We start from the raw sequence: 26,817 nt of genomic DNA on the forward strand, positions 1-26,817 counted from the left end.
ATCAGGCGCGCGACAACCTCCCCTCCGATCCGAACGGGAGGTCACCACGATCCTGCGGAGCCGAATTGGCGCGCCTTACTTCTCCAGCGAGGTCGCCACGAAGATGTTGTTGCCGAGCGGGATTTGCACGAAGCCCTTGACGTTCTTTTTCAAGACGACCGGATAGGGCGTCTCGAACAGCGGCACGATCGGGCCGGTTTTGTAAAGCTCCTGGATGCGGGCGAACTGGCCGGCCCGGACCTTGGGGTCGAGCTCGCTCTGCGACTTTTCGTAAAGCGCGTCGACCTCGTCGTTCTTCCAACCGGAATGCTGCGACTGAATGGTCGGGTAATAAGCGAAATAGGACGTCGCCTCGTTCGGATCGGCGATGTCGTCGGTCCACACGCTGAGCCGCATCGAGAAATCGCCGGCGCGATAGCGCGATGTGATGGTGGCATTGTCGACCTGCTCGATCTTGAGCGTCACCCCGATCTCGCCCCACATCTGCTGCAAGGCGGTGGCGGTGCTGACCTGATCGACGTTGCCGGCCAAGACAAGGCACGAGAAGGTGACGCCGCTGAGGCCGCTCTCCTTCATCAGCGCCTTGGCTTTCTCGACATCGAGCGGGAATTCAGTTCCCTCACCGACATGCATCGGTGTCGCGGTCGACATGAACGAGCTCATCGGCGTGCCGACCCCGTGGGTCACGATGGCGATCAGCGCATCCTTGTCGGCGGCATAATTCAGCGCCATCCGCAGTTTCTCATTGGCGAGCGGGTTCGCGGTTCCGTCCGTCAGCTTCGGGCGGACGTTGAGGTTGCCGTAGAACACGCGGGTCGAGGGGAACAGCACCATGTTGAACGCCGGATTGGCCTTCAGTTCCTCGACGCGCGAAAACGGGATGAATTCCGCGCCGTCGAGTTCGCCCGACTGAACCTTTAGGATGCGGGTTGCGTCGTCGGGGATGACCTCGAAGGTCACGCCATCGAGGTAGGGAAGCTTCTTCCCGTCGTCGCCATTGCGCCAATAATAGGGGTTCTTGACGAGCTTCATTTCCGAACCCCGGCTCCAGGATTGGAACATGAAGGGGCCGGAGCCGATCGGATGCTCGCCGAAGGTCTTGGCCTTGTCGGCGTCGGTCGCGCCTGCAGACGCCTCGAAGGCCTTCTTCGGCATGATCGAGGCGTTGAAGGTGCTGAGCGCCGGCAGGATCGCCGGATCGGTGTGTTTCAACGCCAGGACGACGGTCTTCGGGTCTTTGATCTCAACCGAATCCAGTGACTCGAGGAGGAAATTCCAGATGCCGTTCTTCGGGTCGTGAGCGCGCTCGAGCGACCATTTCACGTCCTCGGCCGTGATCGGCGACCCATCGGAAAATTTGGTCCCCTCGCGCAGCGTCAGCGTGACGGACTTCCCATCCGGCGCGACCGTCCAAGCGGTGGCGAGGCCGGGCTGAACGCCCTTGCCGTCGTCGGTCGGCAGCAGCAATGTGTCGTAGAGGTTCGACAGCACCCAGATGTCGACGTTGGCGTCGTTGAGGACCGGGTCGAGGAACAAGCTATCGGCATATCGGCCATAGGTCATGATGCCGCCACGGGTCGCGGCGGAGCCTGCCCCGATCGCAGCGACGCTCGCACCCAGCAGCAGCGAAGCCGTGACCGCGAACCTGAATGATGCTTTCATGGATGCTACCGATGATGTGAGAGGCCACTGTTCTAATTCTTTAGAACGCTAACGCCGCCGCGCCTCGCGTGTCAATTGTTGAGTTAAAGGCTCGACTAACGTTCGGTCAAAGAGGGTGATTGCTGAAACGGAGGGCACCGTGCTAACCGTCGAGAACGGTTTCGTATGGGATGATGATGCGGCTGGCTCTCGACAAGACCTTGCCGGTCGCCCTTGGAGCGCAGCTTCGCGGGTTGATCGAATATGGCATCGCCTGCGGCGAGATCGCGGGCGGGGCTCGGCTTCCCTCGGTCCGCGAGCTTGCCGATGCGATCGGTGTCGCTCCCATGACGGTCAGCCAAGTCTACCGCGATCTGAAGGAGGCTGGGTTGATCCATGGACGACCGGGGTCGGGAACATTCGTGACCGATCGTGGTGCGGTCGGCGATAGCGATGCCCGAATGGCGGCATTTCTGCAACGGGTCGATGCCTTGATCGATGAAGGCCTGGCGATCGGCCTGCGGAGTGGCGAAATCGCGGGCTCGATCGGGGCGAGGCTGTCGGGCCGGGTGGCGCGCGGGCGAACCAAGGTCGTGGTGCTGGTCGGAACCTTTCCGGTGGCGGCCGCCAGCTATGCACGATCGTTGGCTGCCGCGCTTGGCCCCGGCACCACCGTGGAGGCGCTGACGGTGGATGCGCTTCAACGCCGGGAGGCGGCGATGCAGCGGGCCACTGCGGCTGATCTCGTGCTCACCTTCGCGCATCGCCGACGGGAGGTCGCGGCCCTGCTGCCGCACCAGCGCGTGGCCGCCATCAGCTTCATCCCATCCGAGGACACGCGGCGTGGCCTGGCCTCGCTCGATCCTCGGGCGCGGGTGCTGGTCGTGTCGCGATTTCCCGAGTTTCTGCCGGTCATCAAGGCCGGTGTTGAAAAATTCGCGCCGCATGTATCCGCCGTGACGGCCGCTCTGCTGGACGGGCCGGACCTTGCTGCCTTGCTGGGCGCCTGCAGCATCGTGGTGCTGTCGACGGGCGCGGAGGCGGCCCTCGAACAGTTGCCGGTCGGCGTCCGTGCCATGGAATATCGCCACGTTCCCGATCCCGGCGAGATCGAACGGATCGTCATTCCGCTGCTCCGTGACCCGGATAGCCCCGCGATCCAGCCCGACAGGAAAGCATCATGATGATCAGCGATATGAACTGGGAGCAGGTCGCGGCCTATCTCAAGACCGACGATCGCGCCATTGTGCCGCTCGGCAGCACCGAGCAGCATGCGGGCCTCAGCCTGTCGGTCGATTCGATCCTCTCCGAGCGGGTTGCTCTCGAGGCTGCAGAGCCGGTCGGCGTGCCGGTCTTCCCCGTGCTGGCCTATGGAATTACCCCCTATTTCCTCAGCTATCCGGGGTCGATCAGCCTGCGGATCGACACTTATGTGGCGGTCGTGCGCGACATTCTCGACAGTCTGCATCGGCAGGGCTTCCGACGTATTCTCTTCGTCAATGGCCATGGCGGCAACCAGCCGGCCGGCGCCCTCGCGATCGAATGGATGGCCGACCACGCGGGTACGGCCGTCAAATTCCATAATTGGTGGAACGCGCCGAAGACTGCCGCCAAAGTGCAGGAGATCGATCCCGTCGCCTCGCACGCGTCGTGGATGGAAAACTTCCCCTGGACGCGGTTGCCCGGCGTCGTGGCACCGAGCCAGCGCAAGCCGATGGTCGAGTTCGACCGCATGCGCGTGCTCGACCCGGATGGTGTCAAGACGCTGCTGGGTGACGGTAATTTCGGCGGTTATTACGAGCGGCCGGATACGGAGATGCTGGCGATCTGGCAGGTCGCGGTCGAAGAGACGCGGGCCTTGCTCGAAGGACCCTGGGCATGAATGGCCCAATCCTGATCTGGGGCGCGGGAGCCATCGGCGGGGCGATCGGCGCGGCCATGATCCGCGCCGGCGAGGACGTGCTCTTCGTCGATGTCGTGGCCGACCATGTCGATGCCCTGAACCGGGACGGCTTGACCATCACGGGGCCGATCGGCGCGACGCGCGTGTCGGCCCAAGCCCGCCTGCCGGCGCAGGTCGAGGGGCGCTTCGACCGCATCATTCTGGCCGTCAAAGCCCACCATACCGAGGCGGCGCTCGTCGATCTCGCGCCCCATGTGGCGGATGAGGGTTACGTGGTCTCGGCCCAGAACGGCCTCAACGAACACGTGATCGCCGCACGCCTCGGTCGCGCGCGCACGATCGGCTGCTTCGTCAATTTCGGCGCTGATTACATCGAGCCCGGCGTCATCCACTATGGCGGACGCGGCGCCGTCGTGCTCGGCGAACTCGATGGACGGGCGAGCCCGCGCATCGCCGACCTGCACCGCTTGTTCCTGACCTTCGATCCGGCCGCGATCGTCACCTCGAATATTCTTGGCTATCTCTGGGCGAAGCTGATCTATGGCGCGCAATTATTTGCCACCGCCCTCACGGACGATAGCATCGCCGACGTTCTGGCGATGCCGCATGCGCGGCCCGTTCTGACGCGCCTCGCACACGAGATCGTTGCGGTCGCGCGGGCCGAGGGCGTGACGCTCGAAGCCTTCAACGGCTTCGACCCGGCCGCCTTTCTGCCCGAGGCGGCGCCTGAGGTGACCGCAGCCTCGTTCGACGCGATGGTGGCGCATAACCGCAAGTCGGCGAAATCCCATTCGGGTATTTGGCGCGATCTTGCGATCCGCAAGCGCAAGACCGAGGTCGACGCCCAACTCGGCCCGATCGTGGCCGCTGGGGCGACACATACGCTCCCGACGCCGATCACGGCCGCCATCATCGCGATGATTCACGAGATCGAAGCAGGCCAGCGGGCGCTCGACAGGCGGAACATCGAACAGCTCGATCACATCGGCGAACAGGGACAAGCATGACGTTCGCTCTCAAGGGCCGCACGGCGCTCGTCACCGGCGCAGGCCATGGTTTCGGGCAAGCCATCGCGGTCACGCTGGCCAAGGCCGGCGCTTTCGTGGTGGCGTGTGATATCGCCGAGGCGGGTTTGCCGGAGACGTCCCGCCTCGTCGGTCCGATGGGTCTCACGGCCGTTCTCGATGTGACCGATGCGGTTGGCATCCAGGCGCTCATACAGCGATTAGAGGCCGACGGACGGTCGCCCGACATTCTCGTCAATAATGCGGGGGGCGTGCTGGGACAGGTGGGCCGGCCGATCGAGAGCATCACGCTCGCGAGTTGGCGCGCGATCGTCGACGTCAATCTCACGGGTGCTTTCCTGATGGCGCAGGCCGTCGCGTCCGGCATGAAAGCGCGGGGCTGGGGCCGCATCATCAACATTTCGTCCGGGGCCGGGCTCGGCGTGAGCCTCACCGGTATTCAGGCCTATGCCAGCGCGAAGGCCGGGCAGATCGGCCTGACGCGCCAACTGGCACATGAACTCGGCGCCTTCGGCATCACGGTCAACAATGTCGCGCCCGGCTTCGTGCGCTCGAATCCGGCGACCGAACGCCAGTGGGAGGCACTCGGCCAAGAGGGGCAGGGCAAGCTGCTGTCGAGCATCGCGATGCACCGCCTCGGGACGCCTGACGATATCGCGAATGCTGTATTGTTCTTTGCCTCCGACCTCGCCGGGTGGGTGTCGGGTCAAGTGTTGAGCGTCGACGGCGGTAAATAGGCCGACGAACTCGGCTTTAATTCCCGCTCCAGACGCGGTTGGCCAGCACGGCGGCCGACGCCCGGTTCTCGACCCCGAGTTTGGTGTAGATCCCCTCGAGGTGCTTGTTCACGGTGCGGGGACTGAGCGCCAGAATATCGGCAATGTCGCGGTTGGACTTGCCGCGCGCGATCCACAGCAACACCTCGGCTTCGCGCGCCGTCAGGCTGAAACGCCGTCGCAGGGCCTCTTCGTCGTTGCGCCCGTCGAGGCTGGTCAGACGCACGAGATATTCGCCCGCCCCGATCGTGCCCAGAAAGCCGAATTGCAGGTGACCAACCCCGGCCTGCGAGGCGGGCCACGTGAGCGTTTGCGGGCCGCCGCCGGCTGCCGCGGCATGGATCGACGCGACGATATCGGGCGCCAACGCGCCGGGGTTTGACAATGGCGCGGCCCGCTGCAAAAGACGCCTCGCCTGCGGGGTGGCCCAGAGCAGGGTGCCGCTCTGGTCGATCGCCAGGAGAAAGCTTCCGGCCGTATCGAGCGCCAGTCTGGTGCTCTGCGCCGCGCGTGCGTTGTGAAGATGCGTGCGGATGCGCGCGAACATTTCGTCCAGCACGACCGGCTTCGTGACGTAATCGACCCCGCCGGCGCCAAGGCCCTGAACGATATGCTCCGTTTCGCTCAGCGCCGTCATGAAGATGACCGGAACATGCGCGACCGCCGCGGTCGCCTTCAGGCGGCGGCACGTCTCGAAACCATCGAGACCCGGCATCATCGCGTCCATCAGGATGACATCGGGCGTGACCCGCTCGCAGATCGACAGCGCTGCGCTGCCGCCGGTCGCGATCAGCACCATGAAGCCGGATTGTTCGAGCGCGTCGGTCAGCATCGCAAGCGTATCGGGGGTGTCATCGACCAAGAGGACGATGTCGCGCGTGCCGGCGGCTCGGGATGGCTGCGGCTCAACCATCGGCGAGGTCTTCGAGATCGGCCGTGAAGCCGTCGAAGTCGAAGGCGGTCAGGTGCTGGCGCAATTGCGCGACGATCGCGCGCTGGCCGGGGTTCTGGTCGAGTTGAGCGAGCTTGGCCTCGATCCCGCGTAAGTAGCCGATGCGGCCGAGGCTGAGCAATTCGCTCCGGTCAGCCGGGCCGAGTGGCTGCGGTGCAAATGGTTCAAGGGATGTTTCGGGCGGGGTTGGGGTCGGGTCGGAGATCCAATCGAGCCCCAGCAGACGCTCCAGCGTATCGAGCAGGTGCCCGAAGTCGAACGGCTTCGGCAGAACGGCATCGGGCTGGTGGTCTTCGAGGTCGGTTCGATTGGGGGTCGTCTCGCCGATATTGGCCGACAGCATGACGATGGGGGTGCGTGGATGGGCGCCGGCCCGCAGCGTTCTCACGAGATCCCAGCCCGACAAGCCCGGCATTGAAATGTCGAGCAGGAACAGGTCCGGCGCAACGTCGGCCACGAGCGCGAGGCAGGTCGGGCCATCACGCGCCGTCAGGATCGAGAAGCCGAGCGGTTCCAGCATCTCCCGCATGAGGGTCTGATGATCCTGATCGTCGTCGGCCACGAGGAGGGTGCGCCGCGCGCCGCCATATCCGTTGATGCGTCGCAACGGCGGCAGCGCGGTTTCGGCCGTGGCGGCCAGCATCAGCCGGACCTCGAAGCGGCTGCCGACCCCTGGCGTGCTATGCAGGTTGATCTCGCCGCCCATGAGTTCGGCCAGCAGTTTTGTGATCGTCAATCCGAGGCCGAGGCCCGGGAGGGCATGGTGCGCCGTCACCGAGCCACGATCGAACGGCTCGAAGATGCGATCGCGGTCATCGCCCGCGATCCCCGGGCCGGTATCCTCGATCGTCAGCGTCGCGACCTGATTGCGATAGCGCACCCGGAGCGCGACATGGCCGGTCGTCGTGAATTTCACGGCATTGGACAGCAGGTTGATGAGGATCTGCCGCAATCGCTTCTCGTCGGTCCGCACCGTCCGGGGCAGCGCGGGGCTGCACTCGAAGATAAAGTCCAGCCCCTTGGCGCGGGCCTGCAAGGCGAACATGTCGACCACCTGATCGAGAAAGTCGCCGATCCGCACGTCGTTGCGCCCGATCTGCAGCCGTCCCGCCTCGATCTTGGAAATATCGAGCAGGCCGTCGATGAGCCCGGAGAGATGCTCGGCGGATCGGCGGATGACCCGCACGCCGGTTTGCCGCGCCGCCGGGATATCGGTGTCGCGCTCGAGCAATTGCGCATAGCCCAGCACTGCATTCAGCGGGGTGCGGAGTTCGTGGCTGAGGCCGACGACATAGCGGCTCTTGGCGAGATTGGCGGCCTCGGCGACCTCTTTGGCCTTCTGCAACGCCGCGTCGGTGCGTTGATGCGCCTCGATCTCGCGCAGCAGCAGCGCCGTCTGCCGCGTGGATTCCTCCTGGGCGACGTGGCGGCTCTCCTGCGCCAGCACCAGGAACCAGGCCAGCACGCCCGCCACGATGAACAGGATCGCGAAGGCGGTCCACAGCGTTCGGTCAACGAGAGCCTTCGCCGCGACCCCGTAGGACGCGGCCTGGAAATCGATGAGCAGCAAGACGAGGCTGATCGCCACGACGATCAGCGCGTGGATCGAGATGTATCGCACCACACGCGGCGTCACGTGTCGCCCCAGGCTCTTGGGAAGCAGGCCCGTCATAACGGCCGCCATCTGCGTCTGCGCCCGCCCATGCGGCTTGCAGAGATCGTGGCAGCGTGAATCGAGCGAGCAGCAGAGCGAGCAGATCGGAGCGCCATAGGCCGGGCAGGAGGCCATGTCCTCCGGCTCGAAAGCATGGTCGCAGATGGTGCATGCGATGGTCTCGCGGGCCTGCCAGTCCGTCTCCGGCTGGCGGGCCAGATAATATCGACCTCCGGTCGCCCAGGCGATCAGCGGTGCGGTCACGAGCGCGACGCCGAGCGCCACGAACGGAGCGAGTGCGCGCGGTGCCTCGCCGAGCAGCCCCGAAGCGGCCAAAAGGGCCACCAGTGTCGCGAGCCCCATGGCGCCGGTTCCGACGGGGTTGATGTCATAGAGGTGGGCGCGCTTGAACTCGATGCCGGGTGGGCTGAGCCCCAGCGGCTTGTTGATCGCGAGATCGGCCACGATGGCGCCGAGCCAGGCGACCGCGACGATGGAGAAGAGGCTGAGAATGCGTTCGAGCGCCGCATAGATGCCGAGTTCCATCAGCAGGACCGCAATCGCGACATTGAACACCAGCCAGACGACGCGGCCCGGATGGCTATGGGTGAGGCGAGCGAAGAAGTTCGACCAGGCGAGGGACCCCGCATAGGCATTCATGACGTTGATCTTGAGCTGCGACACGACCACGAAGGCGGCCGTCAGCACCGCCACCGCATCGGGCCACGGCAACACATAGCCGAAGGCGACGCGATACATGTAGGCGGGCTCACCCGCATGGTCGGCGGGGACGCCGTGCCGCAGCGCCAGCACGGCCAGCAAAGACCCGAACAGCAGCTTCGGCGCGCCGAGCACGATCCAGCCTGGTCCGGCCGCCAGGATCGACAAGGTGCTCCACCGCCGTCCGCCCTTGCTGCTCCGCGCCGGCAAAAACCGCAGCACGTCGACCTGTTCGCCGATCTGCGGCATCAGCGCCAGAATAACCGAGGCCGCGCCGCCAAATTTCAGGAGATCGAGTTGGTCGCCGGACGGTGCGGGCAACGCCAAACCCGGAAAGGTCGTCCAGGCCACCACGGACGGCCAGTCGCGCACCATGATGAAGCCGACCGGCAGGATGTTGAGGATGATCCAGAGCGGCTGCGTCCAGAGCTGGAAACGGCTGATCCAGGTGATGCCATAGGTCACCAGCGGGATCACGGCGACGGCGCTCAACAGATAACCGACCGGCAGCGGCAAGCCGAAGCAGAGCTGCAAAGCCGTCGCCATGATGGAGGCTTCGACCGCGAAGAGAATGAATGTGAACGCCGCATAGACCAGCGACGTGACGGTTGATCCGACATAGCCGAAGCCCGCCCCGCGCGTCAGCAGGTCGATGTCGACGCCGTATCGGGCGGCCGCGCGGGCGATCGGCAGGCCGGTGAGAAACAGGATGAGGCCGACCACCAGCGTCGCGGCCAGCACATTGGTGAACCCATAGCTCAGGGTGATGGTGCCGCCGATCGCCTCGAGGGCCAGAAACGAGATGGCCCCGATGGCGGTTTGCGACACCCGCGAGGCCGACCAGAGACGCGCGCTTTTCGCAGTGAAGCGCAGCGCGAAATCCTCGAGCGTCTGGTTGGCGACCCACCGATTGTAATCGCGCCTGATGGGAAGAATTCGCTGCGGTCCGGGCATGGGTACTCTGTGGCTTATCTTCGCTTAGCATAGTTCATGCCGCCAGGACGTCCGGGCAGCGCGGCTTTTCCCACACGAAACGGTTCGGTGGCTGCGGCTCTGTTCATTATCCGGCTTCACGCACAATCCTGCTTCGGTGCAGAATGGACCAAACGACCGGCCACTAAGGGCGGCGACCGTGACGAACGTCGGGCAACGACGTCGGCACTCAAGGGAGATGATCATGGCCGTTCCGGCGCCATCGAAACGTATCAAACGATTGCAAGCCGTGTCGCTGACGTTGCTGGTCACGGCCGGTGCGGTGAATTACGTGGACCGAGCCACACTGGCGGTCGCCAATCCGCTGATCCGTCAGGAGCTTGGCTTCACGATCGCCGATATGGGCCTGCTGCTCTCCGCCTTCCTTTGGGCTTATGCCTTCGCCCAATTGCCGGCCGGCGCCTTGGCCGACCGGCTTGGCCCGCGTCTCACTTTGACGCTCGGCCTGTCGATTTGGTCGCTCGGCCAGATGCTCGGCGGCGCCGTCACCTCGTTCTGGCAGTTCAGCGCGCCCGCATCGTCCTCGGGATCGGCGAAGCGCCGCATTTCCCGACCTGCGCCCGCGTGACGCGCGACTGGTTCAACATTCGCCAGCGCGGCACCGCGACCGGGATCTGGAATTGCGCCTCCTCGCTCGGCACCTTCGTGTCGCTGCCGCTGCTTACCTTCCTGATGCTGTCGTTCGGCTGGCGCACGATGTTCGTGATCATGGGGGCGGCCGGATTGCTGCTCGCCGCGACGATCTACATGGTGTTTCGCAATCCGACCGAGATCGACCTCACGCCGGACGAAAAGGCGTTCTTGACCGAGGGCGATGAGGACACGGCGCGGTCTCAGGTCACCTGGAGCGATTGGCGGCGACTGTTCGCGTTCCGCACCACCTGGGGCATGATCGTCGGCTATTTCGGCTGCATCTATATCACCTGGCTCTACACGGCGTGGTTGCCTGGATACCTCGAGATCGAGCGGCATTTCACTATCGGCAAGACCGGTCTCCTGGCCTCGATTCCATTTGCGTTCGGGATCTTGGGCGGCGTTCTCGGCGGCCGTGTGGTCGATCTTCTGGCCCGGCGCGGGGTCGATCCGATCAACAGCCGCAAGATCCCGATGGCGATCGCGCTGGTGCTGACTGGCGTGTTCACGGCGATCGCGGCCGTGAGCCCGAGCGATGTCGTGGCGATCGGCTGCATCTCGGCCTCGCTGTTCCTCGTCTATCTCTGCAGTTCCGCCGCTTGGGCCATGGCGTCGGTCGCGGCGCCAGCCAATTGCACCGCCTCGATCGGCGCCTTGCAGAATTTCGGCGGCTATATCGGCGGGGCGCTCGCGCCCACGATCACCGGCTTCATCGCGCAAGCGACAGGGCGGTTTTCCCCAGCCTTGCTGACCGGAGCCGTCATCGCGGTGGTGGCCGCGGCAGGATATTGGATGCTGATCGAAGGGCCGATCCCGCCGCTCGACGCGGAGGCCGGGATGCCGCTCGACGCGTCACGGCCGGTCGGCAGCCTCGTCTAAGCTGCATAGCGGCGGACCCGCTAGGGTTTGACGACGAGCCGCAGCGCATCGACGACACCGTTCAGCGTGATCTGTGTGCCGACGCAGAGCAGGAGGAAGGCCGCGAGCCGCGCCAGCACACGGGCACGGGCGTGGCCGAGCCAAGCGACGAGCCGATCGGCCGAGCGATACGCAATCCAGATCATCACGGCGACCGCCAAGGCGGCCAGCGATGCGCCGAGGAAAAACGAATATCCCTCGTTGGGGCCGGTCGGCAGGTTGGACCCGAGTGCGATCGCCACCGAAATAGTGCCGGGGCCGGTCGTGAACGGCATCGTCAGCGGAAAAAACGCGACATCGGAGGCACCGGTGGCATGCGACGCCTGCTCCTGCTTGCGTTCCTCGTTTTCCTCCGCCTTCGACAACATGCTCCAGGCGCTGGTCGACACCACGAGGCCGCCCGCAATCCGCAAGGCCGCCAGCGTCACGCCGAAGAAATTCAGCACATAGGCGCCGCCCCATAGCGCGACCAGCATGACGATGGCCGAGTAGAGCCCGACCTTTCCCGCAATGTCGAGCCGTTCCTCGTGCGAGCGGTCAGCCGTGACCTGGCTGAAGATCAACGCCGAGCCGATCGGATTGACGATGGAGAACAGCGCCGACAAGACCAGAAGGAAGTTTTGCAGCGAACTGCCGAGTTGGCTCATCGTGGGCGGATCTCCCCGGCTGCGCCGTCAGTGTCGCGCCGCGCGCGAACATTCTGCCGCAACGATCCAGCTGAGGCGAGACCGTAAACGTCGGCGTTCTGCCTCTGCCGCAGCGCAACATACGTCAAACGACGTATGGGCCGGACCGGCGTTCTGACCAAGACTGCGGCCGCTCGGGTTGCGGCCACCTCCTCCGGCCGCCAGAGGGGACAAGACCATGGATCAGTTCGCAATGAACCGCCGCCAAGCTTTGCTGGGCGCGACAGCTGCCGCAGGGGCCCTGGCGATGGGTGGCGTCTCCCGCGCTTTCGCGGCGGACGAGACCGTCAAGGTCGGCATCTTGCATTCGCTGTCGGGCACGATGGCGATCTCGGAGACGACCCTCAAGGACGTCATGCTGATGCTCATCGACGAGCAGAACAAGAAAGGCGGCGTGCTGGGCAAGAAGCTCGAGGGCGTCGTGGTCGATCCCGCCTCGAACTGGCCGCTCTTCGCCGAAAAGGCGCGCGAGTTGATCTCCAAGGATAATTGCGTCGCGACCTTCGGCTGCTGGACGTCGGTGTCGCGCAAGTCGGTTCTGCCGGTCTTCGAAGAACTCGACTCGATCCTGTTCTACCCCGTCCAGTACGAGGGCGAGGAATGCCAGCGCAACGTGTTCTACACGGGCGCGGCTCCGAACCAGCAGGCGATCCCGGCCGTCGATTATCTGATGAGCGAAGACGGCGGCAACGTGAAGCGCTGGGTGCTGGCTGGCACCGATTACGTCTATCCGCGAACCACCAACAAGATCCTCGAAGCCTATCTGAAGCTCAAGGGTGTCGCGCAAGACGACATCATGATCAACTATACGCCGTTCGGTCATTCCGACTGGCAGACGATCGTATCCGACATCAAGAAGTTCGGCTCGGCCGGCAAGAAGACCGCCGTCGTCTCGACCATCAACGGCGATGCCAACGTGCCGTTCTACAAGGAGCTCGGCAACCAGGGCCTCAAGGCGACCGACATTCCGGTCGTGGCCTTCTCGGTCGGCGAGGAAGAGCTGGCCGGCATGGACACCAAGCCGCTGGTCGGCCATCTGACGGCCTGGAACTACTTCGAGTCGATCGACACGCCCGAGAACAAGGCGTTCATCGCGCGCTGGAAAGCTTTCACCAAAAATCCGAAGCGCACCACAAATGACCCGATGGAAGCCCATTACATCGGCTTCAACGCCTGGGTGAAGGGCGTCGAAAAGGCCGGTACGTTCAAGGCCGATCCGGTGATCGACGCCTTGATCGGTGTCTCTGTGCCGAACCTTTCGGGTGGCTACTCGACCATCATGCCGAACCATCACATCACGAAGCCGGTCTATATCGGCGAAATCCAGGCAGATGGTCAGATGAACACCGTCTGGCAGACGCCGGGTCTGGTCGTGGCGCAGGAATGGTCGCCCTACTTGGAAGGCTCGAAAGACCTGATCGGCGATTGGCGGAAGCCGATGAACTGCGGCAACTTCAATGTGAAGACCGGCAAATGCGGCGGTGCCGCCTGATCTGACATCCGGTGTCCCCCGTCCCCAAGCTTGGGGACGGGCTCGCTCACTTTGGTCGGGGGCCGCCATCGCGCCCCGACCGTTTCGCCTTCCGCCCGGAAGGACTGGAGCTTTCGCTGAGAGGTGCCGACATGGAACGACGACCGCTGACCTTCGCGCGGGTGGCCTTGCTGCTCTGGACGCTGCTGGCGGGTCTCGCGGTGACGCCGGCCCATGCCGACCCGATCGACGACGCGCTGGCTCATTTCGCTCAGGATAAATTCCCCGAAACCGAGAAGGGCATCGAGGCGCTGTCGGCGACCGCAAGCCCGACCGCCACCCCTGTGCTGCAGGCGCTGGGGGATGGGCGGCTCCTCATCGATCCCGCCTCGCACCTCGTCTACTTTAAGGATAGCGCGGGCGCGCTGCACGAGGCCAGGAGCGGCGCTCCAGCCCCCGCCGACGTGTCGGCCGATGCGCTCAAGAAGGTTCGTCTGAACAACGCTGTCCGCAGCAAGCTTCTGGCCGCGAGCGGATCGCTCGATCTGTTGTCGCCCGATCGCGACAAGCGGCTCGCCGCCGCCCAAGCCATTTTCGGCTCGCATGAGGCGACCGCTTTGCCGGGCGTCGAAACGGCCCTCGCCAAGGAGACGGACCCGGCCGTCAAGACGGCCCTGGCCGACGCGCGCGCCGCGATCCTCGCGACCAAGCCGGATGCAACGCCCGCCATGCGGCTCGATGCGATCGGACGCCTCAAGCTGAGGGGCGATCAGGGTGCGCTTGGCCTGATGACGAGCCTGTCGACGCTGTCGCCCGAGGATGCGACGCTCGAACCCGTCCGCGCCGCCGCAAAGACCGCCATGGGGTCGATCAACACGCAATTGGCGCTGTGGCAGGCGGTTCAGAACGTCTGGTATGGGCTGTCGCTCGGCTCCGTGCTGCTGCTGGCCGCCATCGGGCTCGCGATCACGTTCGGCGTCATGGGCATCATCAACATGGCGCATGGCGAGATGGTGATGCTGGGCGCCTATACGACCTTCATGGTGCAGGAGATCATCCGATCCTCGGCTCCGGGTTTGTTCAATTATTCGCTGTTCATCGCACTACCGCTCGCCTTTCTGGTGTCCGGCGTCGTTGGCATCGCGATCGAGCGGCTGGTGATCCGGCATCTCTATGGACGTCCGCTCGAAACGCTGCTGGCCACCTGGGGCATCTCGCTGATCTTGCAGCAGGCGGTCCGTACCATCTTCGGCGCCAACAATAAGGAGGTCGGCGCGCCAGCCTTCATGGCGGGCTCGTTCCACATCGGCGGGCTCGATATCACGACCGGGCGGCTCTGGATCATCGTGTTCACGATCCTGGTCTTTGTGGCGCTGCAACTCGTGCTGCGGGCGACCCCGTTCGGCTTGCGGATGCGGGCCGTCACCCAGAACCGCCGGATGGCTTCCGCCATGGGTATTTCGACCGGGCGTATCGACGCGCTGGCCTTCGGACTCGGGTCGGGGATCGCAGGCATCGCAGGGGTGGCGCTCAGTCAGATCGACAACGTGTCGCCCAACCTCGGGCAGGGCTACATCATCGATAGTTTCATGGTCGTTGTGTTCGGCGGGGTGGGCAATCTCTGGGGCACGCTGGTGGCGGCGCTGGCGCTCGGCATTGCCAACAAGTTCCTCGAACCGCTGGCGGGTGCCGTGCTGGCCAAGATCGCGGTTCTGGTCTTCATCATCCTGTTCATTCAGAAGCGCCCGCGCGGTCTCTTCGCCCTCAAGGGCCGATCGGTGGAGGCCTGACATGACCCACACCCCCATCCTGGACCGGCGCGGGCTCATCTTCCTCGCAGTGCTGATCGCCGCCGCCATTCTGGTGCCGGTGCTCGCGCTGGCGACGCCCGCTGTATCGGCGCTGCATGTGCCGCCCTATGTCGTGGCGCTGCTCGGCAAATACCTGTGCTACGCCCTGCTGGCTCTCGCGCTCGATCTCGTCTGGGGGTTCTGCGGCATCCTCTCGCTCGGGCATGGCGCCTTCTTCGCACTCGGCGGCTATGCGATGGGCATGTATCTGATGCGGCAGATCGGGTCGCGCGGCACCTATGCCAACCCGGATCTGCCGGACTTCATGGTCTTCCTCAATTGGCACGCCCTCCCTTGGACGTGGTGGGGCTTCTCGAACTTCGCCTATGCGGCCCTGATGGTCGTGTTGGTGCCGGGCATTTTGGCGGCCTTATTCGGATGGTTCGCGTTCCGCTCGCGCGTCACCGGCGTTTATCTCTCGATCATCACCCAGGCCCTGACCTATGCGTTGCTGCTGGCCTTCTTCCGCAACGATATGGGGTTCGGCGGAAACAACGGCCTGACCGACTTCAAGGACATTCTCGGGTTCAACGTCCAGTCGGATGGAACGCGCGCCGGTTTGTTCGCGGCCTCGGCGATCGCACTCGGGCTCGGCTATATTCTGGCGGCATCCGTCGTCGCGTCGAAATTCGGCAAGGTGATCGTGGCGATCCGCGACGCGGAAAGTCGCACACGGTTTCTCGGCTATCGGGTCGAATATTATAAGCTGATCGTCTTCACGCTCTCGGCCGCCATGGCGGGTGTCGCCGGCGCGCTTTACGTGCCGCAGGTCGGCATCATCAACCCGTCCGAATTCGCACCCGCCAATTCGATCGAGGCGGTCATCTGGGTCGCGGTGGGCGGTCGCGGCACGTTGGTCGGGGCGGCGCTCGGGGCCGTTCTGGTGAATTTCGGCAAGACCTATTTCACCGGCGCCTTTCCCGATTATTGGCTGTTCGGCCTCGGTGCCTTGTTCGTGCTCGTGACCCTGTTCCTGCCGAAGGGGATCCTCGGCCTGATCGATCAGGCGTCGACGCGGTGGCGGCCAAGCCCGCCCGCCGAAAGCCCGGTCGCGCCCGAGGAGCAACTGGTGCCGGAGCAAGCGCGATGAACCGGGACGCGCTGACGCAATCGCTGCTCTATCTCGACGACGTGAGGGTCTCGTTCGACGGCTATAAGGCGCTTCGTGGCCTGTCGCTCACGCTCGAGCGGGGCGAGATGCGCGCCATCATCGGGCCGAACGGCGCCGGCAAGACCACGATGATGGACGTCATCACCGGCAAGACGCGGCCCGACACGGGCGAGGTCTATTTCGGTGGCGACACGGATCTGACCAAACTCGACGAGGCCGCCATCGCTGAGCTCGGCATCGGGCGCAAGTTTCAAAAGCCGACCGTATTCGAGAACCACACGGTCGAAACCAACATCCTGCTGGCCCTCAAGGCGCCGCGCGGGGCGCTCGCGACCTTGTTCGGCCGGGTGCCGGCCACTCAGGACGCCAAAATCGACGCGATCCTCGCGACCATCCGGCTCACCGATCATCGTCGCCGGCCCGCGGCGGACCTGTCGCACGGGCAGAAGCAGTGGCTCGAAATCGGCATGTTGCTGGCGCAGGACCCCAAGCTTCTCCTGGTGGACGAGCCAGTCGCCGGAATGACGGACGCTGAGACGGCCGCGACCGCGGATCTTCTGCGCGAGATCGCCAAGACCCATTCGGTCGTCGTGGTCGAGCACGACATGGCCTTCGTGCGTGACCTCGGCGTCAAGGTGACGGTGCTGCACGAGGGCGCCGTGCTGGCCGAGGGGCCGCTCGATCAGGTGAGCGCCGACCCGCGCGTCATCGAAGTGTATCTGGGGCGGTGAGGCGATGCTGAACGTTGAGGCGATCGATCTCTATTATGGGGCGGCCCAAGCTTTGCGCGGCGTGTCGCTCGCGGCGAGTCCCGGCCGCGTCACCTGCGTGCTCGGTCGCAACGGCGTCGGCAAATCCTCATTGTTGCGCGCGATCGTCGGGCAGCAGCCGATCCGTGGCGGCCGCATCGTCTGGCAGGATCAGGATATTTCGAAACTCGCCACCTATCAGCGGGCGCGGCGCGGCATCGGCTATGTGCCACAGGGCCGCGAGATCTTCCCGCTGCTCACGGTGCGCGAGAATCTGATGACCGGCTTCGCGCCCGTCGCGCGCAAGCTGCAGACCATCCCGGACGAGATCTTCGAGCTGTTTCCGGTCTTGAAAACCATGATGGGACGACGCGGCGGCGACCTGTCGGGCGGCCAGCAGCAGCAACTCGCGATCGGCAGGGCGCTCGTGACGCGGCCGAAACTGCTGGTGCTCGACGAGCCGACGGAGGGAATCCAGCCCTCGATCATCAAGGACATCGGCCGCGCCATCGATTATCTTCGCGGCCGGGGCGACATGGCCATCGTGCTGGTCGAACAATATTTCGAATTTGCGCGTGATCTTGCCGATGATTTCGTGGTCATGGACCGAGGCGCCGTGGTGATCTCCGGCACCAGGGACACGATGGTCGAGCATGAGGTCCGGGCGCGGTTGTCGGTGTGATGAAGCGGGTGGCATGCAGGCTGTAGGGATCGTCCCGGATTTCGTGCGCGCCGCTGGCGGCGTCCGCATGGTTCTGGCGGCTCGCGGCGGCCGGACCGTGGCGCTCGAGCGTGCCGAGAGTGGCGGCTATCGCGCGCGTTTTCCGACTCAATATGGCGAGACCTGCGAAGCCGTGCTGATCAACACCGGCGGCGGCATGGCGGGCGGCGACAGCATGCGGACCGAGGTTCGGCTGCTGCCGGGCGCCTCGGCGGTCGTCACCACCCAGGCGGCCGAGAAGATCTACCGCTCGCAAGGGCCGGACACGTCGGTCGAGGTCGCGCTGCATCTCGAAGCCGGGAGCCGCCTCGCCTGGCTACCGCAGGAGATGATCCTGTTCGCCGACAGCCGCTGGCGGCGCGATCTGTCCGCCGATATCGCCGCGGATGCGTCGCTGACCCTGATCGAAAGCGTGATGTTCGGCCGAACCGCGATGCGCGAAGTGGTCGATCGTGGCCTATGCCGCGACCGCTGGCGCATTCGCCGCGCCGGCCGGCTGGTCTTCGCCGACGAGATCCGGCTCGATGCGCCGGTGGCGCAATTGCTCAGCCCCGCGTCGGGCGGCGGCGCTCATGCGCTGGCCACCGTCTTGCATGTCGCGCCCGATGCCGAGGACCGGCTCGACCAGGCGCGCGCGCTTCTGGAGGAAACCCGATCCGAAGCTGGAGCCAGCGCCTGGAACGGCATGTTGCTGATCCGCTTTGTGGCGCGGGACGCGCAGGTGTTACGATCCGACCTCGTTCGATTCGTGGAAGCCTTCCGCGGCTCGCCGATGCCGCGGTCCTGGTAGACGACTGGAACAAACATGCGACTGACGCCCCACGAGAAAGACAAGCTGCTGATCGCCATGGCCGCCATGGTGGCGCGCCGACGCCTCGAACGTGGCGTCAAGCTCAACTTCCCCGAGGCGATCGCGCTGATCTCGGATTTCATCGTCGAAGGCGCGCGCGACGGGCGCTCGGTTGCCGATTTGATGGAAGCCGGCGCGCATGTTCTGCGACCCGATCAGGTGATGGACGGGATCGCCGCGATGCTGCACGACGTGCAGGTGGAAGCGACCTTCCCGGATGGCACGAAGCTTGTGACCGTGCATGATCCGATCCGTGGCGCGGAGGACCAGCGTATCCCCGGTGAAATCATGGCGGCGGAGGGCGACCTCATTCTCAACGAGGGTCGCGAGACGCTGACCGTCACGGTCGCCAACACCGGCGACCGGCCCATTCAGGTCGGCTCGCATTATCATTTCTTCGAGACCAACCCCGGACTCGCCTTCGAGCGCGACAAGACGAGGGGCATGCGGCTCGACATTCCGGCCGGAACGGCGGTGCGGTTCGAGCCCGGCCAGACCCGCGAGGTCAATCTCGTGGCCCTGGCGGGCGATCGCAAAGTCTATGGTTTCCGGCAAGACGTGATGGGCGCGCTCTGATGGCTTACACAATCTCACGCGCCGCCTATGCGGACATGTTCGGCCCGACCACGGGCGACCGGATGCGCCTCGCCGATACCGATCTCGTGCTCGAGGTCGAGCGGGATTTCACGACCTATGGCGACGAGGTGAAATTCGGCGGCGGCAAGGTGATCCGCGACGGTATGGGCCAGAGCCAGGTTACCAATGCGGCCGGCGCGGTCGATACGGTCATTACCAATGCGGTCGTGGTCGATCATTGGGGCATCGTGAAAGCTGACGTCGGCCTGAAGAACGGGCGGATCGCGGCAATCGGCAAGGCCGGTAATCCGGACATCCAGCCCGGCGTCACGATCGTGATCGGGCCCGGCACCGAAGTCATCGCAGGCGAAGGCAAGATTCTCACGGCCGGCGGGTTTGACGCGCATATCCATTTCATTTGCCCGCAGCAGGTCGACGATGCGCTGATGTCCGGCATCACGACCCTGCTGGGCGGCGGGACGGGTCCGGCGACCGGCACCAATGCGACGACCTGCACGCCCGGCCCGTGGCACATGCACCGCATGATCGAGGCGGCCGATGCTTTTCCGATCAACATCGGGTTCGCGGGCAAGGGGAACGCCGCGCTGCCGGGCGGCCTCGTCGAGCAGATCGAGGCCGGCGCCTGCGCGCTGAAGCTGCACGAGGATTGGGGCACGACCCCGGCCGCCATCGACAATTGCCTGACGGTCGCCGACGACTACGACGTGCAGGTGATGATCCACACCGACACGCTGAACGAATCCGGTTTCGTGGAGGATACGATCGCGGCCTTCAAGGGCCGCACCATTCATGCCTTCCACACCGAAGGGGCGGGCGGCGGGCATGCCCCCGACATCATCAAGGTGGCCGGCCTCCCGAACGTGCTGCCGTCCTCGACGAATCCGACGCGGCCCTTCACGGTCAACACGCTCGACGAACATCTCGACATGTTGATGGTGTGCCACCATCTCGACCCCTCGATCGCCGAGGATCTCGCCTTCGCCGAAAGTCGCATCCGCAAGGAGACGATCGCGGCCGAGGATATCCTGCACGATATCGGCGCACTCTCGATGATGTCATCCGACAGCCAGGCCATGGGCCGCATCGGTGAAGTCGTCATGCGGACGTGGCAGACCGCCCACAAGATGAAACTGCAGCGCGGCAGCCTGAAGGGCGACGGCCGCAACGACAACGGCCGTATCAAGCGCTACATCGCGAAATATACGATCAATCCGGCCATCGCGCATGGCGTGTCCAACCACATCGGTTCGGTCGAACCCGGCAAGCTGGCCGATCTCGTGCTCTGGTCGCCTGCATTCTTCGGCGTGAAGCCCGATCTCATCCTCAAGGGCGGCATGATCGTGGCGGCCGCGATGGGGGATCCGAACGCCTCGATCCCCACCCCGCAGCCGGTGCATTATCGCCCGATGTTCGGCGCGTTCGGCAAGGCGCGTACCGCCACCAGCGTCACCTTCGTGTCGAAAGCCGCGACCGAGAACGGCCTGCGCGAGAAACTCGGCACCGCTAAGGAGATGGTCGCGGTCGAGAATACGCGCGGCGGGATCGGCAAGGCTTCGCTGATCCACAATGGCGCGATGCCGGACATCAAGGTCGATGCCGAAACCTATGCGGTGACGGCCGACGGCGAATTGCTGGTGTGCGAGCCCGCAAAGGTGCTGCCGCTCGCACAGCGCTACTTTCTGTTCTGAGAAGCGGTATGCAACGCGCCACATCGATCGTGCGGCGGGCCGCCGTCCGGCCCGACCGCGTCACCGATCGCGTGACGCTCGATCACGAGCGGCGGCATTGCCGTCGCATCGTTCTGACGAGCGACGGCGGGGCGGATTATCTCGTCGATCTCGAGAAAGCCTCCGTGCTGGAGGAGGGCGACGCCTTGAAGCTCGACGGCGGCGATTTGGTGCTGGTCGTCGCGGCCGCCCAGGCGCTACTCGAAATCCGCGCCGAAAATCCGCTGCGATTGCTGCGCGTCGCTTGGCACATCGGCAATCGGCACACGCCTGCGGAAATCACGGCCGAGGCGATCTACCTCGAGGACGACCACGTGCTGGCCGAGATGGTGCGAGGGCTCGGTGCCAGCGCCACGACCGTCATGCGGCCGTTTCGCCCCGAGCGGGGCGCCTATCACGGAAGCGGCGGTCATGGTCATAGCCATACGCATGCCGGCTGGGACGAGCCGTCCGACACATCCGGCGCCGCGTGACCGAGACAGGGGTGCCGCTGCGGCTCGCGATCTGGATGTCGCCGATGTTTCCCGTCGGCGGCTTCGCCTATTCGCATGGTCTCGAATGGGCTGCCGAGTCCGGCGATCTGCCCAACGCGGAGGCTCTCCTCGCTTGGCTCGGGACCGTGCTGTCGCAAGGTGCTCCCTATAACGATGCGATCATTTTGGCCGAAGCCTACCGGGCGGCGCGTGACCGGGATAGGCCCCGGCTCGCCGCCGTGTCGGAGCTTGGTCTTGCCTTGGCGACGAGCCGCGAGCGCCGCCTCGAAACCGCGACCCAGGGCCATGCGTTTTTATCACAGATCGGCAAATCCTGGCCTTGCGACACCCTCGCTCTGATCGATCGGCGAAGTGAGCCTGACATTGCCTATCCGGTGGCGGTCGGGCTCGTGGCGGCCGGCCATGACCAACACCTCGGTGCGACGATCGACATGTTTCTGCTCGGCGTTCTCTCCAATCTGGTCTCCGCCGCGATCCGGCTCAGTATCGTCGGGCAGACGGACGCACAAAAAGTCATGGCGGCTTTGCTGACTAGCCTTCACGATGTGGCGCAGCGTTGCGAGACCGCCGGGCTCGATGGGCTTGGCGGGTCCGCGTTCCGGTCCGATCTGGCGGCCATCCGTCACGAAACCCAATATTCACGGCTGTTCCGGTCATGAAGGAGCCTCACGCCATGTCGCTTTCGCAGTCCTCGTCGCCACATGGCCCGCTTCGGGTCGGCATCGGCGGTCCGGTCGGGTCGGGCAAGACGGCGCTGATGGAGGCGCTGTGCAAGGCCATGACGGGGCGCTATCAAGTCTGCGCCATCACCAACGACATCTACACTAAAGAGGATGCCGAGATCCTGACCCGCACCGGGGCTCTGCCGGCCGAGCGGATCATGGGGGTCGAAACGGGTGGTTGCCCGCATACGGCCATTCGCGAGGATTGCTCGATGAATCTGGCGGCCGTCGACACGATGACGACGCGGTTTCCGGATCTCGATCTCGTTCTGATCGAGTCGGGTGGCGACAATCTCGCCGCGACTTTTTCGCCGGAACTGGCGGATCTCACGATCTTCGTGATCGACGTGTCGGGCGGCGACAAAATTCCACGCAAGGGCGGCCCCGGCATCACCCGCTCGGATCTGCTGGTCATCAACAAGATCGATCTCGCGCCTTTCGTAGGGGCCGATCTCGCGGTGATGGAGCGCGACGCCAAAAAGATGCGCGGCGCGCGGCCGTTTGTGATGACCAATATCCGAGGCGGCGAGGGCGTCCAGGCGATCCTTCGGTTCATCGAGACCTCAGGCGGCCTGACGGCCCCGGCGGCGACTTAACACTACCGCCCGAACACCTGTCGGCCAAACAGGCTCGCGACGAGTTCCACCAGCAGCAGCGCGCTCTTGCCGCGATCGTCGAGGAAGGGGTTGAGTTCGACGATGTCGAGCGAGGTCGCGAGACCCCGGTCGTGGATCATTTCCATGACGAGATGGGCCTCCCGATAGGTGGCGCCGCCCCGCACCGTCGTGCCGACTCCTGGCGCGATATCCGGGTCGAGGAAATCCACGTCGAGGCTGACGTGCAGCATGGCTCCAGCCGCCTCGACCTTGTCGAGGATATCGCGGATCGGCGCCACGACGCCCAATTCGTCGATCGAGCGCATGTCGTAGACGTTGATGCCGGCGTGTCGAACCGCCTCACGCTCGTCCGTGTCGATCGAGCGCGCGCCGAACACATAGACGTCTTGCGGGCGAACCATCGGGCGGTTCGCGTCGAGAATGTCGGCCATGCCCGATCCGCCGCAGAAAAACGCGACCGGCATGCCATGCATGTTGCCGGACGGCGAAGTCAGCGGCGTGTTGAAGTCCGAATGGGCGTCGAGCCAGAGCACCGCCAGCGGCCGACCGGCTTCCCGCGCAAAGCGGGCCGCGCCCGACACAGTGCCCATCGCGAGACTGTGATCGCCGCCCAGGAACACCGGGACGGCGCCCTCGCGGAGGGTCGTATAGGAAGCTCGATCGAGCGTGCGGGTCCAGCCCGCCACCAGCGGCGCGTGTCTGGCGTTACCGGTCAGCGTGAAGGCGGAGCCGACCGGATCGGGCGACAGGTCACCCCGATCCTCGACGGCGTGGCCGAGATGCCGCAACTCGCGCGCGAGCCCCGCCACCCGCAGGGCTTCGGGTCCCATCTTGCAGCCGGCCCGGCCGGCCCCCGCATCGAGAGGCACCCCGAAAAGCGCGATGGATCGAGCGATGTGGTCGGGCGGCATGGGCATCCGTTCGCGCTGGAGCAGGGACGGCTCGGCCGGTCTACACGCGCAGCAAGGCGCGGAAAATCTCCGGCTCGCAGATCGTGCCCAGCAAAGCGTCGGCATCGTCTAGCACGAGGATCGGACAGTTTTCTGCATGGCGGAGCGCGACGGCTTGTTTGAGCGGCGCATCGCCCCGCACCGTGACGGCGGCCGCACCCTGCCGCGCGCCGTTGACGCTAGCGGCCGCCACGATGGTGCCGGGCTGGGCGGTCGCGCCATGGGTGACGGAGGCAACCGTGCCATCCGCATGAAGCGTGAGGCGAAGCTTCGAAACGGAGCACGGCTCCAGCACGGCCCCATCGCGCGGGATATCGGCCAGCGGCGTCATGACCGAGGCGGCCCGCAATCCTTCGAGCGGGTTCATGTGGCGGACGAATTCGGCCACATAGCCATCGGCCGGCCGAAGCACGATATCCTGCGCGGTTCCGGCCTGCACGATGCGGCCGCCTTCCATGATGACGATGCGGTTGCCGAGCTTGATGGCTTCGTCGAGATCGTGGCTGACGAACAGGATAGTCTTCTTCAGCTTGGCTTGCAGATCGAGCAATTCATCCTGCAGCTTGGCGCGGATCAGCGGATCGAGCGCCGAAAAAGGCTCGTCCATGAGAAGGATATCGGCATCGGTCGCGAAGGCGCGGGCGAGCCCGACACGCTGCTGCATGCCGCCCGATAGTTCATGCGCATATTTGCCGGCCCATTGGCCGAGGCCGACCATCTCGAGTTTTTCGGTGACGATGCGGTCGCGCTCGGCCTTGGAGGCACCGCGCAACTCGAGCCCGAGCCCGACATTGTCCCGCACCGTGCGCCAGGGCAGCAGGGCGAATTGCTGGAACACCATCGCGACACCGCGCGAACGCAGGTTACGCAAGGTCTTGGCGTCGCAGGTCGCGACATTGATGTCGCGCCCCTCATGCGTGACGATCACGTCGCCGCGCGCCGTCTCGTTGAGCCGATTGACCGATCGCAGCAACGTCGACTTGCCCGAGCCCGACAGGCCCATGAGGACGCAAATGTCGCCGCTCTCCACCGTCAAGCTCGCATCGGCGACGCCGACCACCTGGCCGGTCGCGGCGATAATCTCATCCCGGGTCTTGCCGGCGTCGAGAAGATCGAGCGCCGCCCTCGGCTTGTTGCCGAAGACGATGTCGACATTCCTGAACGTGAGGGCAGCCGTCATAAGGGAACCTTGCGCGTGTGACGTCGTCGGAACCTTGAACATGACCGGAACAGAGGGGAGGCACAAGGCGGGGCCCAGCCGCCGCGAGACAATCCCTTGGCCATGTCGCAGGGTCGGGCGCAACGGTCGCGATCGGGCGTGGCGATCCCACAAAAACCGGCTAGGGGAGAGCATCCAGGGTCGCGCCGACAGGAGTTCTCATGGTTGAGGCAGCACAGGACAGCTACGATTACGTCATCGTCGGGGCCGGGTCGGCAGGCTGCGTGCTCGCCGCGCGACTGTCCGAGGACGGAAAACAGTCCGTGCTGGTGCTCGAGGTCGGCGGATCGGACAGATCGGTCGTGATCCAGATGCCGGGCGCGCTGTCGATCCCGATGAACCGCAAGCGCTATAACTGGTATTACGAAACCGAGCCGGAGCCGGGCCTCGACAACCGCCGCCTGCATTGCCCGCGCGGCAAGGTGCTGGGTGGCTCATCATCGATCAACGGCCTCGTCTATGTGCGCGGCAACCCGCATGATTTCGATCGTTGGGAGCAGGAAGGCGCGGCAGGCTGGGGCTATCGCAACGTGCTGCCCTATTTCAAACGCGCCGAAACCCGCAAGGAGGGCGGCGACGCCTATCGCGGGTCGGACGGGCCACTATCGACCAGCTATGGCGTGCTGAAGAATCCGCTTTATCACGCCTTCGTGGAGGCGGGGCGGCAGGCGGGCTATCCGGTCACCGAGGATATCAACGGCGGCCAGCAGGAAGGCTTTGGCCGCATGGACATGACGGTGCGAAACGGCATCCGCTGGTCTGCCGCCAATGCCTATCTAAAACCCGCCATGAAGCGGCCGAACCTTACCGTCGTGACCCATGCGATGGCGACCGGCATCGTGTTCGAGGGCAAGCGCGCGGTCGGCATCCGCTATCGCCAGCATGGCCGCGAGCGCGTCGTGACGGCCCGGCGCGAGGTGATCCTCAGCGGTGGTCCGATCAATTCACCGCAATTGCTGAAGCTGTCCGGCATCGGCCCGGCCGCCGAATTAAAAGCCCTCGGCATCCCGGTGGTGCATGATCTGCCAGGCGTCGGCGAGAACCTGCAGGACCATCTCGAATTCTACTTCCAGGTGGCATCCAAGCAGCCGATCACGCTGTATGGCCAGACGGGGCTGATGGCGCGCGGAGCGATCGGGCTGCAATGGCTCCTGAGCCGCAAGGGCCATGGCGCCACCAACCATTTCGAGACCTGCGGCTTCATCCGCTCGCGCGCGGGCGTCCGCTACCCCGACATCCAATATCATTTCCTGCCTCTGGCCGTGACCTATGATGGCAAGGGGCTGGCGAGCGAGCATGGGTTTCAGGTCCATGTCGGGCCGATGCGGACCAAGAGCCGGGGTTGGGTGCGGCTGAAATCAGCCGATCCGTTCGAGCATCCGCGCGTGTTCTTCAACTATATGAGCCAACCCGACGATGTGACCGAGATGTGGGCCTGCGTGCGGCTAACGCGGGAGATCTTCGCGCAAGCCGCCTTCGACCCCTATCGCGGGCGCGAGATTCAGCCCGGCGCCGACGTGACGAGCGACGCCGCCATCGACGCCTTCATCCGCAGCCATGTGGAAAGCGCCTATCATCCCTCGTGCAGTTGCAAGATGGGCCTTCCGAGCGACCCGATGGCGGTGGTCGATCCGCAGACGCGGGTGATCGGCACCGAGGGTTTACGCGTCGTCGACAGCTCGATCATGCCGTCGCTGACGACCGGCAACCTGAATGCGCCGACCATCATGATCGGCGAAAAGGCCGCCGACATCATCCTCGGCAAGGCCCCGCTTGCCGCCTCCAACGCACCCTATTATCAGGCGGCCGATTGGGAGACCGCGCAGAGGTAAGGCGAA

24 protein-coding genes are annotated in these 26,817 nt (G+C 65.0%); 18 read left to right on the forward strand and 6 right to left on the reverse strand.

Annotated elements, in window-relative coordinates; translation table 11 throughout:
- Positions 1-75: 75 nt before the first annotated feature.
- Positions 76-1,662 carry an ABC transporter substrate-binding protein gene (locus tag LGH83_RS14885; protein ID WP_227399336.1) on the reverse strand — a complete coding sequence of 529 codons (1,587 nt, stop codon included), beginning with the start codon at positions 1,660-1,662 and terminating at the stop codon, positions 76-78.
- A 170-nt stretch (positions 1,663-1,832) separates the two neighbouring features.
- On the opposite strand from LGH83_RS14885, the gene LGH83_RS14890 reads away from it, so the two are divergent.
- From LGH83_RS14890 to LGH83_RS14905, 4 genes are read left to right on the forward strand one after another with little or no spacing between them, the layout of a single operon-like run.
- Positions 1,833-2,825 carry a GntR family transcriptional regulator gene (locus LGH83_RS14890; RefSeq protein ID WP_227399337.1) on the forward strand — a complete coding sequence of 331 codons (993 nt, stop codon included), beginning with the start codon at positions 1,833-1,835 and terminating at the stop codon, positions 2,823-2,825.
- On the forward strand, positions 2,822-3,523 hold the full coding sequence (locus tag LGH83_RS14895) for a creatininase family protein (RefSeq protein WP_131113579.1): 702 nt from the start codon (positions 2,822-2,824) through the stop codon (positions 3,521-3,523). The genes LGH83_RS14890 and LGH83_RS14895 overlap by 4 nt, the downstream gene beginning before the upstream one ends.
- Positions 3,520-4,551 carry a ketopantoate reductase family protein gene (locus tag LGH83_RS14900; RefSeq protein ID WP_227399338.1) on the forward strand — a complete coding sequence of 344 codons (1,032 nt, stop codon included), beginning with the start codon at positions 3,520-3,522 and terminating at the stop codon, positions 4,549-4,551. Before LGH83_RS14895 ends, LGH83_RS14900 begins: the two co-directional genes overlap by 4 nt.
- Entirely contained in the window at positions 4,548-5,306 is a 759-nt protein-coding gene (locus LGH83_RS14905; RefSeq protein WP_227399339.1) for an SDR family NAD(P)-dependent oxidoreductase, read from the forward strand. Before LGH83_RS14900 ends, LGH83_RS14905 begins: the two co-directional genes overlap by 4 nt.
- A 16-nt stretch (positions 5,307-5,322) precedes the next feature.
- On the opposite strand, the gene LGH83_RS14910 is transcribed toward LGH83_RS14905, so the two are convergent.
- Positions 5,323-6,258: a response regulator transcription factor gene (locus LGH83_RS14910; RefSeq protein WP_227399340.1), complete on the reverse strand. Its 936-nt coding sequence runs from the start codon at positions 6,256-6,258 to the stop codon at positions 5,323-5,325.
- On the reverse strand, positions 6,251-9,625 hold the full coding sequence (locus LGH83_RS14915) for an ATP-binding protein (RefSeq protein ID WP_227399341.1): 3,375 nt from the start codon (positions 9,623-9,625) through the stop codon (positions 6,251-6,253). The genes LGH83_RS14910 and LGH83_RS14915 overlap by 8 nt, the downstream gene beginning before the upstream one ends.
- 223 nt (positions 9,626-9,848) lie before the next feature.
- Here LGH83_RS14915 and LGH83_RS19985 point away from each other — a divergent pair, with 223 nt between their 5' ends.
- Both LGH83_RS19985 and LGH83_RS14920 read left to right on the forward strand, forming a co-directional pair.
- On the forward strand, positions 9,849-10,232 hold the full coding sequence (locus LGH83_RS19985; protein ID WP_264478988.1) for an MFS transporter: 384 nt from the start codon (positions 9,849-9,851) through the stop codon (positions 10,230-10,232).
- Positions 10,229-11,176, forward strand: a complete 948-nt coding sequence (locus LGH83_RS14920; protein WP_264478989.1) for an MFS transporter — start codon at positions 10,229-10,231, stop codon at positions 11,174-11,176. The genes LGH83_RS19985 and LGH83_RS14920 overlap by 4 nt, the downstream gene beginning before the upstream one ends.
- Before the next feature lie 20 nt (positions 11,177-11,196).
- On the opposite strand, the gene LGH83_RS14925 is transcribed toward LGH83_RS14920, so the two are convergent.
- Entirely contained in the window at positions 11,197-11,862 is a 666-nt protein-coding gene (locus tag LGH83_RS14925; protein ID WP_131113574.1) for a MarC family protein, read from the reverse strand.
- Positions 11,863-12,079: 217 nt separating this feature from the next.
- On the opposite strand from LGH83_RS14925, the gene urtA reads away from it, so the two are divergent.
- The 11 genes from urtA to ureG all read left to right on the forward strand — a co-directional run bounded on the left by urtA (position 12,080) and on the right by ureG (position 22,789).
- On the forward strand, positions 12,080-13,393 hold the full coding sequence (urtA, locus tag LGH83_RS14930) for an urea ABC transporter substrate-binding protein (protein WP_413771054.1): 1,314 nt from the start codon (positions 12,080-12,082) through the stop codon (positions 13,391-13,393).
- A gap of 131 nt (positions 13,394-13,524) precedes the next feature.
- Positions 13,525-15,162, forward strand: coding sequence for an urea ABC transporter permease subunit UrtB (gene urtB / locus LGH83_RS14935; protein ID WP_227399342.1), 1,638 nt, complete (start codon positions 13,525-13,527; stop codon positions 15,160-15,162).
- A gap of 1 nt (position 15,163) precedes the next feature.
- Positions 15,164-16,312 carry an urea ABC transporter permease subunit UrtC gene (gene urtC / locus LGH83_RS14940; RefSeq protein ID WP_227399343.1) on the forward strand — a complete coding sequence of 383 codons (1,149 nt, stop codon included), beginning with the start codon at positions 15,164-15,166 and terminating at the stop codon, positions 16,310-16,312.
- Complete coding sequence (urtD, locus tag LGH83_RS14945) at positions 16,309-17,064, forward strand: urea ABC transporter ATP-binding protein UrtD (RefSeq protein WP_227399344.1); 756 nt, start codon at positions 16,309-16,311, stop codon at positions 17,062-17,064. Before urtC ends, urtD begins: the two co-directional genes overlap by 4 nt.
- 4 nt (positions 17,065-17,068) lie before the next feature.
- Complete coding sequence (urtE, locus tag LGH83_RS14950) at positions 17,069-17,764, forward strand: urea ABC transporter ATP-binding subunit UrtE (protein ID WP_131113569.1); 696 nt, start codon at positions 17,069-17,071, stop codon at positions 17,762-17,764.
- A gap of 13 nt (positions 17,765-17,777) precedes the next feature.
- Positions 17,778-18,593: an urease accessory protein UreD gene (locus LGH83_RS14955; protein WP_227399345.1), complete on the forward strand. Its 816-nt coding sequence runs from the start codon at positions 17,778-17,780 to the stop codon at positions 18,591-18,593.
- A 15-nt stretch (positions 18,594-18,608) separates the two neighbouring features.
- Entirely contained in the window at positions 18,609-19,229 is a 621-nt protein-coding gene (locus tag LGH83_RS14960) for an urease subunit beta (RefSeq protein WP_131195022.1), read from the forward strand.
- On the forward strand, positions 19,229-20,938 hold the full coding sequence (ureC, locus tag LGH83_RS14965) for an urease subunit alpha (protein WP_227399346.1): 1,710 nt from the start codon (positions 19,229-19,231) through the stop codon (positions 20,936-20,938). Before LGH83_RS14960 ends, ureC begins: the two co-directional genes overlap by 1 nt.
- 8 nt (positions 20,939-20,946) lie before the next feature.
- Complete coding sequence (locus LGH83_RS14970; protein WP_227399347.1) at positions 20,947-21,450, forward strand: urease accessory protein UreE; 504 nt, start codon at positions 20,947-20,949, stop codon at positions 21,448-21,450.
- On the forward strand, positions 21,447-22,130 hold the full coding sequence (locus tag LGH83_RS14975; protein ID WP_227399348.1) for an urease accessory protein UreF: 684 nt from the start codon (positions 21,447-21,449) through the stop codon (positions 22,128-22,130). The genes LGH83_RS14970 and LGH83_RS14975 overlap by 4 nt, the downstream gene beginning before the upstream one ends.
- A gap of 14 nt (positions 22,131-22,144) precedes the next feature.
- Positions 22,145-22,789: an urease accessory protein UreG gene (gene ureG, locus LGH83_RS14980; protein WP_227399349.1), complete on the forward strand. Its 645-nt coding sequence runs from the start codon at positions 22,145-22,147 to the stop codon at positions 22,787-22,789.
- A gap of 2 nt (positions 22,790-22,791) precedes the next feature.
- On the opposite strand, the gene rocF is transcribed toward ureG, so the two are convergent.
- Both rocF and choV read right to left on the reverse strand, forming a co-directional pair.
- The gene (gene rocF, locus LGH83_RS14985) at positions 22,792-23,721 is read right to left on the reverse strand and encodes an arginase (protein WP_227399350.1); all 930 of its coding nucleotides are present in this window, start codon (positions 23,719-23,721) and stop codon (positions 22,792-22,794) included.
- A gap of 40 nt (positions 23,722-23,761) precedes the next feature.
- Positions 23,762-24,940 carry a choline ABC transporter ATP-binding protein gene (gene choV, locus LGH83_RS14990; protein ID WP_227399351.1) on the reverse strand — a complete coding sequence of 393 codons (1,179 nt, stop codon included), beginning with the start codon at positions 24,938-24,940 and terminating at the stop codon, positions 23,762-23,764.
- 200 nt (positions 24,941-25,140) lie between these two features.
- On the opposite strand from choV, the gene betA reads away from it, so the two are divergent.
- Positions 25,141-26,811 carry a choline dehydrogenase gene (betA, locus tag LGH83_RS14995; RefSeq protein ID WP_227399352.1) on the forward strand — a complete coding sequence of 557 codons (1,671 nt, stop codon included), beginning with the start codon at positions 25,141-25,143 and terminating at the stop codon, positions 26,809-26,811.
- Positions 26,812-26,817 lie beyond the last annotated feature (6 nt).

It is taken from the genome of Lichenihabitans sp. PAMC28606 (assembly GCF_020616535.1).
GTDB lineage: Bacteria > Pseudomonadota > Alphaproteobacteria > Rhizobiales > Beijerinckiaceae > Lichenihabitans > Lichenihabitans psoromatis.

Coding starts and splice junctions, on each gene's coding strand:
- LGH83_RS14885 (WP_227399336.1), bottom strand. CDS start 1,662: ATGAAAGCATCATTCAGGTTCGCGGTCACGGCTTCGCTGCTGCTGGGT.
- LGH83_RS14890 (WP_227399337.1), top strand. CDS start 1,833: ATGATGATGCGGCTGGCTCTCGACAAGACCTTGCCGGTCGCCCTTGGA.
- LGH83_RS14895 (WP_131113579.1), top strand. CDS start 2,822: ATGATGATCAGCGATATGAACTGGGAGCAGGTCGCGGCCTATCTCAAG.
- LGH83_RS14900 (WP_227399338.1), top strand. CDS start 3,520: ATGAATGGCCCAATCCTGATCTGGGGCGCGGGAGCCATCGGCGGGGCG.
- LGH83_RS14905 (WP_227399339.1), top strand. CDS start 4,548: ATGACGTTCGCTCTCAAGGGCCGCACGGCGCTCGTCACCGGCGCAGGC.
- LGH83_RS14910 (WP_227399340.1), bottom strand. CDS start 6,258: ATGGTTGAGCCGCAGCCATCCCGAGCCGCCGGCACGCGCGACATCGTC.
- LGH83_RS14915 (WP_227399341.1), bottom strand. CDS start 9,625: ATGCCCGGACCGCAGCGAATTCTTCCCATCAGGCGCGATTACAATCGG.
- LGH83_RS19985 (WP_264478988.1), top strand. CDS start 9,849: ATGGCCGTTCCGGCGCCATCGAAACGTATCAAACGATTGCAAGCCGTG.
- LGH83_RS14925 (WP_131113574.1), bottom strand. CDS start 11,862: ATGAGCCAACTCGGCAGTTCGCTGCAAAACTTCCTTCTGGTCTTGTCG.
- urtA (WP_413771054.1), top strand. CDS start 12,080: ATGGATCAGTTCGCAATGAACCGCCGCCAAGCTTTGCTGGGCGCGACA.
- urtB (WP_227399342.1), top strand. CDS start 13,525: ATGGAACGACGACCGCTGACCTTCGCGCGGGTGGCCTTGCTGCTCTGG.
- urtC (WP_227399343.1), top strand. CDS start 15,164: ATGACCCACACCCCCATCCTGGACCGGCGCGGGCTCATCTTCCTCGCA.
- urtD (WP_227399344.1), top strand. CDS start 16,309: ATGAACCGGGACGCGCTGACGCAATCGCTGCTCTATCTCGACGACGTG.
- urtE (WP_131113569.1), top strand. CDS start 17,069: ATGCTGAACGTTGAGGCGATCGATCTCTATTATGGGGCGGCCCAAGCT.
- LGH83_RS14955 (WP_227399345.1), top strand. CDS start 17,778: ATGCAGGCTGTAGGGATCGTCCCGGATTTCGTGCGCGCCGCTGGCGGC.
- LGH83_RS14960 (WP_131195022.1), top strand. CDS start 18,609: ATGCGACTGACGCCCCACGAGAAAGACAAGCTGCTGATCGCCATGGCC.
- ureC (WP_227399346.1), top strand. CDS start 19,229: ATGGCTTACACAATCTCACGCGCCGCCTATGCGGACATGTTCGGCCCG.
- LGH83_RS14970 (WP_227399347.1), top strand. CDS start 20,947: ATGCAACGCGCCACATCGATCGTGCGGCGGGCCGCCGTCCGGCCCGAC.
- ureG (WP_227399349.1), top strand. CDS start 22,145: ATGTCGCTTTCGCAGTCCTCGTCGCCACATGGCCCGCTTCGGGTCGGC.
- rocF (WP_227399350.1), bottom strand. CDS start 23,721: ATGCCGCCCGACCACATCGCTCGATCCATCGCGCTTTTCGGGGTGCCT.
- choV (WP_227399351.1), bottom strand. CDS start 24,940: ATGACGGCTGCCCTCACGTTCAGGAATGTCGACATCGTCTTCGGCAAC.
- betA (WP_227399352.1), top strand. CDS start 25,141: ATGGTTGAGGCAGCACAGGACAGCTACGATTACGTCATCGTCGGGGCC.